This window comes from Baekduia sp. (assembly GCF_035318805.1).
In the GTDB taxonomy this organism is placed as follows: Bacteria; Actinomycetota; Thermoleophilia; order Solirubrobacterales; family Solirubrobacteraceae; genus Baekduia.
In genome coordinates, this window is the sequence record NZ_DATHDY010000124.1 from 1 (window position 1) to 10,170 (window position 10,170).

Genomic DNA, 10,170 nt, shown 5'->3' on the forward strand with positions numbered 1-10,170 from the left:
TCACAGGGGAGTACCCGACGTCAGGCTCGTCGGACCCGCTGCGCGACAAGGTGATGTGCTTCATCCACTCGTCGTCGTTGCGGCCAGGGTAGTCGGTGCGGAACTGGGCTCCACGCGACTCCTTGCGCTCGATCGCGCCCACGACCGTGCACTCGGCGCAGTCGAGCATGTAGCCCAGTTCGATCGCCCCGAGCACGTCCTGGTTGAAGACCGTGCCCTTGTCGTCGACGTAGGCGCTCTTGGCCTCCTCCTTGAGCCGCCGGACGACCTCGAGCGCGTGCTCCAGGCCGGCCTGGTCGCGGAAGACCGCGACGTTGCGGTTCATCTCGGTGCCCAGCTCGTCCTTGATCTCGGAGATCCGGCGACCCGTCTTGGGCCGGGCGATGATCGCGTCGAACATGGCCTGCTCGTCGTCGAGGCGGGCCACCGAGGCGGCCTTCGGCATCGGCATGCCCGCGGCGCGGTGCGCGGCGTGCTCGCCCGCGCGGCGGCCGAAGATGAGCGTGTCCAGCAGCGAGTTCGCCCCGAGGCGGTTGCCGCCGTGGACCGAGACGCAGGCGACCTCGCCCGCGGCGTAGAGGCCCTCGATCGGCGTGGCGCCGTCGATGTCGGTCTTGACGCCGCCCATGATGTAGTGCTGGCCGGGGCGGATCAGGATCGGCTCGCGGGTGATGTCGACGCCGGCGAAGTCCTTGCCGATGTTGACGATCTCGCGCAGCGCCTCGTGCACGCGCTTCTTCGGCACGACGGTGATGTCGAGGTAGATGCCGACGCCGCCGGGGCCGACGCCGCGGCCCTCGTTGATCTCGGTCTGCTCGGCGCGGGAGACGACGTCGCGCGACGCCAGCTCCATCTTGTTGGGCGCGTACTTCTCCATGAAGCGTTCGCCGTTGGCGTTGAGCAGGTGCGCGCCCTCGCCGCGGGCGCCCTCCGTGATGAGGAAGCCGTTCTCGACCAGGCAGGTCGGGTGGTACTGGACCATCTCCATGTCCATGAGCGGCGCGCCGAGGCGGTAGGCCTGCGCGATGCCGTCGCCCGTGCAGATCAGGCCGTTGGTCGTCGGCTTGAAGCACTGGCCGGCGCCGCCGGTGGCCATGATCACGTTCTTGGCCGTGAAGATCTCGAGCTTGCCGGTGCGGATGTCGCGGGCCACGCAGCCGGAGATCGCGCCGGTCTCGTCCTGCAGGAGCGAGGTGGTGAACCACTCCTCGTAGCGAGCCACGCGCTCGTGGTACTTCATGAGCTGCTCGTAGAGGACGTGGAGAATGGCCTGGCCGGTGATGTCGGCCACGTAGGCGGTCCGCTTCATCGAGGCGCCGCCGAAGGCCCGGAGGTCGAGCGCGCCGGTCTCGTTGCGGTGGAACGTGACGCCGATGTGCTCGAGGTGCAGGACCTCGTCGGGGGCTTCGGCGCACATGACCTCGATCGCGTCCTGGTCACCGATGAAGTCGGAGCCCTTGACGGTGTCGTAGGCGTGCGAGCGCCAGTCGTCGGCGGGGTTGATGGCGGCGTTGATGCCGCCGGCGGCAGCGACCGAGTGCGAGCGGACCGGGTGGACCTTGCTCATGATCGCGACCGACGCGCCGGCGTCCGCGGCAGCCAGTGCGGCCCGCTGGCCGGCGAGGCCGGCGCCGAGGATGAGGACGTCGTGTGCAGGCATGTATCGGGCTCTTCGTCTCGAAGTTCGGGGCGACGGACTCTATACGTCGGGCCCTTGCAAGCCCTTCTACGTCAACCGTTGGGGCAGCACCCCGACGGTGCCCTCGATCGCCGTCGCCAATGCCGCGACGGCCGCGGCGGCGCCGGCTTCGGGGAGGTTGGCGTACCCCGCGACCAGGCCCGGGCGCCGACCGGTTCCCAGGCCCTCGAGCGCGACGCCGCGCGCCTGCGCGGCAGCGACGATCGCGGCCTCGTCGAGCCCCTCGGGCAGCAGCAGCACGGCGAACAGGCCCGCGGCGGCGCCCCGGATCTCGATCTCGGGCAGGCGGTCGGCCACGGCGCCCAGCAGCGCGTCGCGCCGGCGGCGGTAGCGGTTGCGCTGACGGCGCAGGTGGCGGTCGACCTCGCCGCGCTCGAAGAGGTCGGCGAGCGCCAGCTGATCCAGGACGGGCGGGGTTCCGGCCGGCGACGACGGCCCGTCGGCCGGCCAGTCGGCGGTCAGCCTGGACGGGAGGACGAGCCAGCCGAGGCGCAGGGCGGGCGCGAGCGTCTTGGAGGCCGAGCCGCCGTAGAGCACGAGGTCGGGCGCGAGGCCCTGCAGCGAGCCGATCGGCTGGCGGTCGTAGCGGAACTCCGCGTCGTAGTCGTCCTCGACGATCAGCGCGCCGCGGTCGCGCGCCCAGGCGGTGAGGGCCGCGCGACGGGCGGGCGCGAGCACGGCGCCGGTGGGGAACTGGTGGGCGGGCGTGACGACCGCGGCGTCGAGGTCCAGGCCTTCGAGGCGCGCGGGGTCGAGGCCGTCGTCGTCGACCGGCACGCCGACGGCAGTGAGCCCGCCGGCGCGGACGCTGGGGGGCACCCGCGCCCAGCCGGGCTGCTCGACGCCGACGCGCCGGGCGCCGCGGGCGCGCAGCAGCGCCCAGATGAGCGGCAGGCTGGCGCGCAGGCCGCCGGTGACGAGCACCTGGTCGGGGTCGGCGCGCACGCCGCGGGTGCGCGCCAGGGAGGCGGCGAGGGCGGCACGGAGCTCCGGCTCGCCGCGGTCGTCGCCGTAGCCGAGCCGGCGGTCGGGGACGGTGCGTAGGACGCGCGTGATCGCCGCCAGCCACGCCGCACGCGGAAAGCCGTCGACGGCCGGCAGCGCGGGGCGGAGGTCGTGCCGGGGAAGGGAGAGCGCGAAGCGCTCGGCCACCACCACGCCGGGGTTGGGCGTGGGCGTCGCAGTGGCCGTGGCGGTGGCGGTGGGGGTGGGGGTGGCGTTCGGCGCGGCCGGCTGCTCCGCCACGCGCGTGCCGCCGCCGCGGCGGGTGTCGAGGTAGCCCTCGGCGGCCAGCTGCGCGTAGGCCTCGACGACCACGCCGCGGGAGACCCCGAGCTGCTGGGCCAGCGCCCGGGTGGCGGGCAGGCGCGTGCCGGGCGGGAGGCGGCCGCCGCGCACCGCCTCGCGCAGGGCGTGCTCGGCGCGGGCGCGCAGCGAGCGCCCGGGCGCGGCGTCGAGATCCAGGTGCAGGTCCACTTGGCCCCACTATCGCAGACGAACTTGGACCTGGAAGGAGGGCCAAGCCGCGCCTAGCTTGCCGGCCATGGCCACCGCCCCCTCCCAGCGCGCCCGCGTCCGCCGCGCGCCCGCCCGCGCCGACTACGAGCGCGCGACGATCGACGCGATCCTCGACGAGGCGCTCGTCGCGCACCTCGGCTTCGTCATCGACGGCCAGCCGTACGTGATCCCCACGCTGCACGCGCGCATCGGCGACGACGTCTACCTCCACGGCGCCGCGTCGTCGCGCATGGTGACCATGCTCGGCGCCGGGATCCCGGCGTGCCTGACCGTCACGCTCGTCGACGGGCTCGTGCTCGCGCGGTCGGCGTTCCACCACTCCATGAACTACCGCTCGGCCGTCGTGCTCGGCCACGCGCGCTACGTCGAGGGGCCGCAGGAGCGCGCCGCCGCGCTCGAGGCGTTCACCGACCGCCTGATCCCCGGCCGCTGGGAGGAGGTCCGGCCGCCGACGCGCCAGGAGCTCAAGGGCACGCGCGTGCTCGCGATGTCGCTGACCGAGGCGTCGGCCAAGGTCCGCACCGGCGATCCGGTCGATGACGCGGACGACTACGCGCTCGACGTCTGGGCCGGCACCGTGCCGCTGACCGTCGAGCCCGGCGTGCCGGTCCCCGACGCGCGTCTGCGCGACGGGATCGCGCCGTCGGCAGCGGTCACCGACTGGGCCGCGGGGGCAGCGCGCCTACAAACGAAACGAAACGCTTAGTTTCGATTTAACCGCAGGAGGGACAACATGTGCCGGAGTTCAAAAGGGCTCCATCGACAACCACCGTCAGGCGCCCCCTGTACGCCCGGCAGAAGGAGGTCTACGACTCATGTTCACCACGAACCGCGTTCTCGCGGCCGCCGCCGTCATCGGCGCGCTCGTCATCGCGGCCCCGGTGGCCGGCGCGAGCGCAGCGCCGATGTCCGGCGCCGTGGCAGCGCCGATGGCCTTCCCGGGCCACGGCCGCCCGTGGCGCCCCGGCGGCCAGTGGAACCCCGGCTACGGCCGGGGCCCCGGAGGCCAGTGGAACCCCGGCAACGGCCGGGGCCCCGGCGGCCAGTGGAACCCCGGCTACGGCCGGCCCCCCGGCAACCCTTGGAACCACGGCGCCGGAGTGGGCGCCAGCGGCGGAGCCACGATCCCGTTCGGCGGGATCGGCCTCGGAGGATCCGGCCGCATCGGACTGGGCTGAAACAGGCCCGCGGACACGCCTGGAGGCCCGCTGGACAGCGACCGGCACCCCTTCCCGCTGGACAACGGGCTCTCCAGGCCCACCGCGATGAATCAGCCGAGCGGGGCGAGCGCCAGGGGATACAAAACGAGGCGTCTCGTTTTGCTATGCTGGCGACGTCCCGACGACAGAGCCCACCTGATGGCCCGCGCCGAGCCGGCCGACGACGCGCCCCGCCGAGGGCGCCCACGCAGCCAGAAGACGCGCCAGGCGATCCTCGAGGCCACGAGCGACCTGCTGCTGGAGCACGGCCTCGGCTCGATCAGCATGGACACCGTCGCGGAGCGCGCGGGGGCCAGCAAGGCCACCATCTACCGCTGGTGGCCGTCGAAGGAGCTGCTCGCCCTCGACGCGCTCTTCAGCGAATGGGAGACCGCGCGGCCGGACACGCCCGACACGGGCTCGCTGGACGGCGACCTGCTGGCGCTCGTCGGTCCCTGGATCCACCAGGTTGCGCAACGGCCCTACGGACGCGTGATCGCCGCCCTCGTCGTCAGAGCGCAGACCGATCCCCAGTTCGCCCAGGCCTATAGCGCGCGCTTCCTCCAGCCGCGCCGCGACGAGGTCCGCGTCATCTTCGACCGCGCGATCGAACGCGGCGACATCCCGGCAGACACCGATGTCGAGGCTGCCATCGACCTCGTCTACGGCCCGTTCTACCACCGGATGCTGCAGGGCCACGCCCCCAACACCGACGGCTTCGCCCGCACGGTCGTGGCCTACGTGGTGGCCGGCGTGTCGGGACCGGCCGTCCGGGCTGAGTGAGCGCGGCCCGGGCGCTCAGACACTCGCGGCCAGCGCGCGGCGCACGCGGTCCAGCGTGATGAGGCCGAGCAGCCGGCCGTCGGCGTCGACCACCGCCACCGCGCCCAGGCGGCGCAGCGGCTCGGAGCTGAGCAGGGCCTCGAGCGGCGTGTCGCGGTCGACGCTCGCCTCGCGCTCGGCGTCGACGTCGAGCAGCTCGTCGGCGGTCAGCGCCGGCTGGCCGGCGGCGACGGCGCCGTCCACACGTTCCTGGCGCAGCAGGCCGCGCAGGCGGCCCGAGGTGTCGACCACCGGGAACCACGGCAGGCGGTAGCGCAGGAAGAACTCGTCCTGGGCGGCGAGGGCGGTCGTCTCCTCGGGGACGCTGACGGGCTCGGCATCCATCAGGTCGGCCGCGGTGACGCCCTCGATGCGCTCCGAGAACTGCCCTGCGACGACGGCGCCGCGCGCGCCCTGGCTGAGGAACCAGCCCAGGACGACGAGCCAGATGCCGGTGAACGGGTCGCCGTTGACCGCGAGGAAGAGGCCGCCGCCGATCAGGATGTAGGCCACGCCGAGGCCGAGCCGGCCGGCGATGCGGGTCGCGCGATGGCGGTCGCCGGTCACCTTCCAGACGATCGCCCGGGCGATGCGGCCGCCATCCAGCGGGAAGCCGGGCACGAGGTTGAACGCCAGCAGGAACAGGTTCACCAGGCCCAGCCACGCCATCAGCGCCAGCAGCGGCGTCGTGCCGTCGCCGTTGAAGACGTCGAACGCCTCGCCGAGGTGCGAGCTCGCCGCCACGCCGAGCAGGCACAGCACGACGATCGCGGCGGTCACCGCCGGGCCCGCGGCGGCGATGCGGAACTCCTCGCCGGGCGACCGCGAGTCACGCGACAGCTTGGCCAGGCCGCCGAAGAGCCACAGGTCGATGCCCAGCACCCCCACGCCGTTGCGCCGCGCCACGAGCGCGTGGCCGAGCTCGTGCAGCGCGAGCGAGACGAAGAACAGCAGCGCGCCCGCGACCGCCACGAGGTAGGACTCGGTGCTCGACACGTCCAGCACGTCGTCGAAGAACCCTGAAAGCGAGTAGATCATCAGGAACAGCACGAGGAACCAGCTGGGGCTGGCGCCGATGCGGATCCCGAAGACCCGCGCGAGCTGTACCGATCCTGTTCCGCTGCCGAACATCAACGTCCATTGTGCCGCGTGGGCGACCGCGGGCGCCCCACGTCCCCCTGCGCCACAGTGTGCGGCGTGGACGTCGACACGATCCTTGGGCTCTACGCGCAGGGCCTGTTCCCGATGGACGAGCCCGGCGCGCCCGAGCTGCCGTGGTGGGTCGCCGACCCGCGCACGGTCTTCGAGCTGGACGCCGAGTCGCTCGCCGCGGTGCGCCGGCGCGTGCAGCGCTCGCTGCGGGGCGGGCCGGACCGCGTCGACTGGGAGCTGCGCGTCGACGACGCCTTCGAGGAGACGATCGCGCGGTGCGCGCAGCCGCGTGCGCCCGGCGACGGCGTCTGGCTCACCCCGCGCATGCAGGCGCTGTACCGCGCGCTGCGCGCCGCCGGGAACGCCCACACGTTCGAGGTGTGGGTCGGCGGCGAGCTGGCGGCGGGCCTGGTCTCGGTGACGATCGGCCGGGCGGCGATGCTCGAGTCGATGTTCCACCGCGTGCCGCACGCGGGCAACGCGCTGGTCGCGCTCACCCTCGAGGCGCTCGCCGGCGGCGGCTGCGCGCTGTGCGACATCCAGACCGCCACGCCGCACACGCTGCGCCTCGGCGCGGTCCAGATCCCGCGGGCGGAGTACGAGGCACGGCTGCGCGTCGCCGTCTACGGGTGATGGACATCACCTTGGACGCGACTGTGGCGGCCTACACTTCCTGAAGGACATGGACACCGGCGACCGTCTCACCTGGACGCAGCGTCGTGAGCTGGAGCGCGAGCTCTGGCTCGACGACCACCTGCGCGCGCTCGGTGCGGTCGTGCCGGAGGATCTGGACGACCCGGAGTCGCTGCGCGGGATCGAGACCCACGCTCGCGCGCTGGCCGACACCGTCGCCAAGCTGCGCCACATGCGCGGCGACGACCTCGCTGTCGAGCGCGAGATCGTCGCGTTCCGCGGCGCCGTCGAGCAACTCGGCTAGGCGCCCGCGGCGCCGCTCAGCCGGCCTTCAGGGCCGCCGCCTCCACCTTCGGCCCCAACGCCTGAGCCAGCGCGACCAGGCCCGACAGCGGCCGGATCATCACCGTGAAGTCCTCGATGAGGCCGTCGGGTCCAAGCCGGACCAGGTCCATGCCCTCGAGCTCCCGCTCGCCCACGCGGGCGCGGAAGATCAGCGCGTGGACCGGCGTGTCGGCGCTGCCGGCGAGCTCGTCGGTGTAGCGGAAGTCCTCGAAGGTCTCGGCCACCAGCCGCAGCAGGCCACCGACGGTCTCGATGCCGCGGTACTCGTGGAACACCGCGGGGCTGTGGAAGACGACGTCGGGCGACAGCGTCGCCAGCGCGGCGTCGAGATCTTGCGCCAGGACGGCGGCGCGGAAGTCGTCGACGGCCGTCATGCCGCCACCGGCTGGTGGCGCTGGATGATGGATCCCACGTCCGTGCCGCTCGGCAGCGTCCCGTAGTGCACCCCGCCGTCGCCGGCCAGGCGCGTGGCGACGAACGCGTCGGCGACCACGGCCGGCGCGTGGCGCAGCAGCTGCGAGGCCTGCAGCGCCAGCGCCATGCGCTCGACCACGAGCCGGGCGCGATGCTCGAGCTCGGCCGGCCGCTTGAACTCGCAGCGGACGGTCTGGACGTAGGCGTCGTAGCGGGTGTCGGCGCCGGTGGCGGCGTCGAGCTCCTCGAGGTAGACGTCGAGCGCCTCGGGCGTGTGCGACAGCGCGCGCAGGACGTCCAAGGCCATCACGTTGCCCGAGCCCTCCCAGATCGAGCACAGCGGCGCCTCGCGGTAGAGGCGCGGCATGCCCGACGCCTCGACGTAGCCGTTGCCGCCGAGGCACTCCAGCGCCTCGAAGGCGTGGTTGGGGACGCGCTTGCAGACGTGGTACTTGGCCACCGCGGTGGCCAGGCGCTTGAACAGGTCGGCGCGCGGGTCGCCGGCGGCGGCCTCGTCGTAGGCGCGGCACAGGCGCAGCGTCAGCGCCGTCGCGGCCTCGCTCTCGACGGCGAGGTCGGCCAGCACGTTGCGCATCAGCGGCTGGTCGATCAGCCGCTTGCCGAACGCTGCGCGGTGCATCGCGTGCCAGGTCGCGAGCGAGACGGCCTGGCGCATCCCGCCGGCGCCGCCCATCACGCAGTCCAGCCGCGTGTGGCCGACCATCTCGATGATGGTCGGGACGCCGCGGCCGGGCTCGCCGACCATGCGGCCCCAGGCGCCGCGGAACTCGACCTCCGACGACGCGTTGGACTTGTTGCCCAGCTTGTCCTTGAGGCGCTGCAGCTGGAAGCCCTCGTTCTTGGTGCCGTCGGGCAGGAAGCGCGGGACCGCGAAGCAGGAGAGGCCTTCGTCGGTCTGGGCGAGCACGAGGAACAGGTCGCTCATCGGCGCGCTGCAGAACCACTTGTGGCCGATGAGCTGGTACTCCGCGCCCGGTCCCCCGCCGTCGAGCGGGATCGCGACGGTGCTGTTGGCCCGCACGTCCGAGCCGCCCTGCTTCTCGGTCATCGCCATGCCGCAGATCGCGCCCGGCTTCTCGGAGGCGGGCTTCAGCGCGCCGTCGTAGCCACGCGCGGTCAGGCGCGGGACCCACTCCTCGGCGACCTGGGGCGTGGCCCGCAGGGCGGGCACGGCGGCGAAGGTCATGGTGATCGGACAGCCGAAGCCGGCCTCGGCCTGCGTGCCGCTCATGTAGATGGCCGCGCGCGCGACGTGCGCGCCGGGCCGGGGGTCGTTCCACGGCAGCGCGTGCATCTCGTCGTGGACGCCGCGCGCCATCAGCTGGTGCCATGCGGGGTGGAACTCGACGGCGTCGAGGCGGTGCCCGTAGCGGTCGTGCGTGTGCAGGACCGGCGGGTTCTCGTTGGCCTGGAAGCCCCAGGCCTGGGGCTCGCCGCCCCAGAACTCTCCGACCTCGACGGCGCGGTCGTGCGCCCAGGCGCCGCCCTCGCGGGCGAGGCCTTCGACCAGCGCGGTGTGGTCGGTGAAGAGGTTGCGGCCCTCCAGCGGCGGGACCTGGTTGCGAACCTCATGGGTGGCGGAGGCGGGCTCAGGCCGCGCGACGGTGGACATCGGGAGACAGCTCCTGATCGGTGGTGGAACGCAGGCAGAAGGCGATGAGGCGCGCGACGAGCGCGTTGGCGTCGGCGTCGGTCGGGTGCGTCGTGGGGGAGAGCGGGCCGACGAGCGCCTCGCCGATCGCGCCGACGAGCGCGGTGGCGGTGAACGCGGGGTCCTGGGGTGGGAGCTGGCCGTCCTCGACGCCGTCGGCGATGGTGCGGGCGAAGACGTCCGCGTAGGCGCGGCGGAACTGCAGGCGCTCGGCCTCGACGGCGGGGTCGACGGGCTCGGCGAGCAGCGCCCAGGCCAGCCGGCGGCCGCGCAGGGCGCGGCGCGTGAAGGCCTCGGCGCCGGCGGCGATCCGGTCGGCGGCCGGCGTGCCGGGGCCGAGGGCGTCGACGGCGGCGCGGGTGGCGTCGACCTCGTGCTGGGAGGCGCGGCGGAAGACCTCGGTCAGCAGCTCGGCCTTGGAAGGGAAGTGGCGGTAGACCGTCCCGGTCGCCACCCCGGCGCGGGCGGCCACGGCGGCGACGGCCGCCTCGCGGTAGCCGCCGCGTGCCACGAGGTCGTGCGCGGCGCCCACGATCCGCTCGCGCGTCGCCGTGCGGCGCGCCTCGGTCCGCTGGGTGGGACGGTAGGCCATGCACCAAGGAGTGAACCACAGTTCAGCTCTTGCGCCAAACCGGCCGCCATGGGGCGCGGCCCGTCCCGAAGGTCCCCTCCAATAGCCTCAAAGGCTCCGAACCGAAGGGACCCATATGGCGAAG

Annotated in this window: 11 protein-coding genes; 5 read left to right on the forward strand and 6 right to left on the reverse strand. The window is 73.6% G+C overall.

The window, feature by feature from the left end:
• Together VK501_RS25460 and VK501_RS25465 are read right to left on the reverse strand one after the other, a co-directional pair.
• Nucleotides 1–1,660 (reverse strand): FAD-binding protein (locus VK501_RS25460; protein WP_324342561.1); only part of this gene is annotated, 1,660 nt, incomplete at its 3' end.
• Nucleotides 1,661–1,726: 66 nt separating this feature from the next.
• Nucleotides 1,727–3,175, reverse strand: coding sequence for a PLP-dependent aminotransferase family protein (locus VK501_RS25465; protein ID WP_324342563.1), 1,449 nt, complete (start codon nt 3,173–3,175; stop codon nt 1,727–1,729).
• Nucleotides 3,176–3,242: 67 nt separating this feature from the next.
• On the opposite strand from VK501_RS25465, the gene VK501_RS25470 reads away from it, so the two are divergent.
• The 3 genes from VK501_RS25470 to VK501_RS25480 all read left to right on the forward strand — a co-directional run bounded on the left by VK501_RS25470 (nt 3,243) and on the right by VK501_RS25480 (nt 5,199).
• Nucleotides 3,243–3,923: a pyridoxamine 5'-phosphate oxidase family protein gene (locus VK501_RS25470; protein ID WP_324342565.1), complete on the forward strand. Its 681-nt coding sequence runs from the start codon at nt 3,243–3,245 to the stop codon at nt 3,921–3,923.
• Between the two features lie 109 nt (nt 3,924–4,032).
• On the forward strand, nt 4,033–4,395 hold the full coding sequence (locus VK501_RS25475; RefSeq protein ID WP_324342567.1) for a hypothetical protein: 363 nt from the start codon (nt 4,033–4,035) through the stop codon (nt 4,393–4,395).
• Between the two features lie 180 nt (nt 4,396–4,575).
• Nucleotides 4,576–5,199 (forward strand): TetR/AcrR family transcriptional regulator, encoded by a 624-nt coding sequence (locus VK501_RS25480; protein WP_324342569.1) that lies wholly within the window; start codon nt 4,576–4,578, stop codon nt 5,197–5,199.
• Nucleotides 5,200–5,214: 15 nt separating this feature from the next.
• Here VK501_RS25480 and VK501_RS25485 read toward each other — a convergent pair whose 3' ends face one another.
• Complete coding sequence (locus tag VK501_RS25485) at nt 5,215–6,369, reverse strand: site-2 protease family protein (protein ID WP_324342571.1); 1,155 nt, start codon at nt 6,367–6,369, stop codon at nt 5,215–5,217.
• Nucleotides 6,370–6,435: 66 nt separating this feature from the next.
• Here VK501_RS25485 and VK501_RS25490 point away from each other — a divergent pair, with 66 nt between their 5' ends.
• Nucleotides 6,436–7,023 (forward strand): leucyl/phenylalanyl-tRNA--protein transferase, encoded by a 588-nt coding sequence (locus VK501_RS25490; protein ID WP_324342573.1) that lies wholly within the window; start codon nt 6,436–6,438, stop codon nt 7,021–7,023.
• 49 nt (nt 7,024–7,072) lie between these two features.
• A complete protein-coding gene (locus VK501_RS25495; RefSeq protein ID WP_324342575.1) occupies nt 7,073–7,327 on the forward strand; it encodes a hypothetical protein in 255 nt (84 codons plus the stop codon).
• A gap of 16 nt (nt 7,328–7,343) precedes the next feature.
• On the opposite strand, the gene VK501_RS25500 is transcribed toward VK501_RS25495, so the two are convergent.
• From VK501_RS25500 to VK501_RS25510, 3 genes are read right to left on the reverse strand one after another with little or no spacing between them, the layout of a single operon-like run.
• Entirely contained in the window at nt 7,344–7,742 is a 399-nt protein-coding gene (locus VK501_RS25500) for a nuclear transport factor 2 family protein (RefSeq protein ID WP_324342577.1), read from the reverse strand.
• Nucleotides 7,739–9,415, reverse strand: coding sequence for an acyl-CoA dehydrogenase family protein (locus VK501_RS25505; protein WP_324342579.1), 1,677 nt, complete (start codon nt 9,413–9,415; stop codon nt 7,739–7,741). The genes VK501_RS25500 and VK501_RS25505 overlap by 4 nt, the downstream gene beginning before the upstream one ends.
• Complete coding sequence (locus VK501_RS25510; RefSeq protein WP_324342581.1) at nt 9,393–10,046, reverse strand: TetR/AcrR family transcriptional regulator; 654 nt, start codon at nt 10,044–10,046, stop codon at nt 9,393–9,395. Before VK501_RS25510 ends, VK501_RS25505 begins: the two co-directional genes overlap by 23 nt.
• Nucleotides 10,047–10,170: the final 124 nt, after the last annotated feature.

Coding starts and splice junctions, on each gene's coding strand:
- VK501_RS25470 (WP_324342565.1), top strand. CDS start 3,243: ATGGCCACCGCCCCCTCCCAGCGCGCCCGCGTCCGCCGCGCGCCCGCC.
- VK501_RS25475 (WP_324342567.1), top strand. CDS start 4,033: ATGTTCACCACGAACCGCGTTCTCGCGGCCGCCGCCGTCATCGGCGCG.
- VK501_RS25480 (WP_324342569.1), top strand. CDS start 4,576: ATGGCCCGCGCCGAGCCGGCCGACGACGCGCCCCGCCGAGGGCGCCCA.
- VK501_RS25485 (WP_324342571.1), bottom strand. CDS start 6,369: ATGTTCGGCAGCGGAACAGGATCGGTACAGCTCGCGCGGGTCTTCGGG.
- VK501_RS25495 (WP_324342575.1), top strand. CDS start 7,073: ATGGACACCGGCGACCGTCTCACCTGGACGCAGCGTCGTGAGCTGGAG.
- VK501_RS25500 (WP_324342577.1), bottom strand. CDS start 7,742: ATGACGGCCGTCGACGACTTCCGCGCCGCCGTCCTGGCGCAAGATCTC.
- VK501_RS25505 (WP_324342579.1), bottom strand. CDS start 9,415: ATGTCCACCGTCGCGCGGCCTGAGCCCGCCTCCGCCACCCATGAGGTT.
- VK501_RS25510 (WP_324342581.1), bottom strand. CDS start 10,046: ATGGCCTACCGTCCCACCCAGCGGACCGAGGCGCGCCGCACGGCGACG.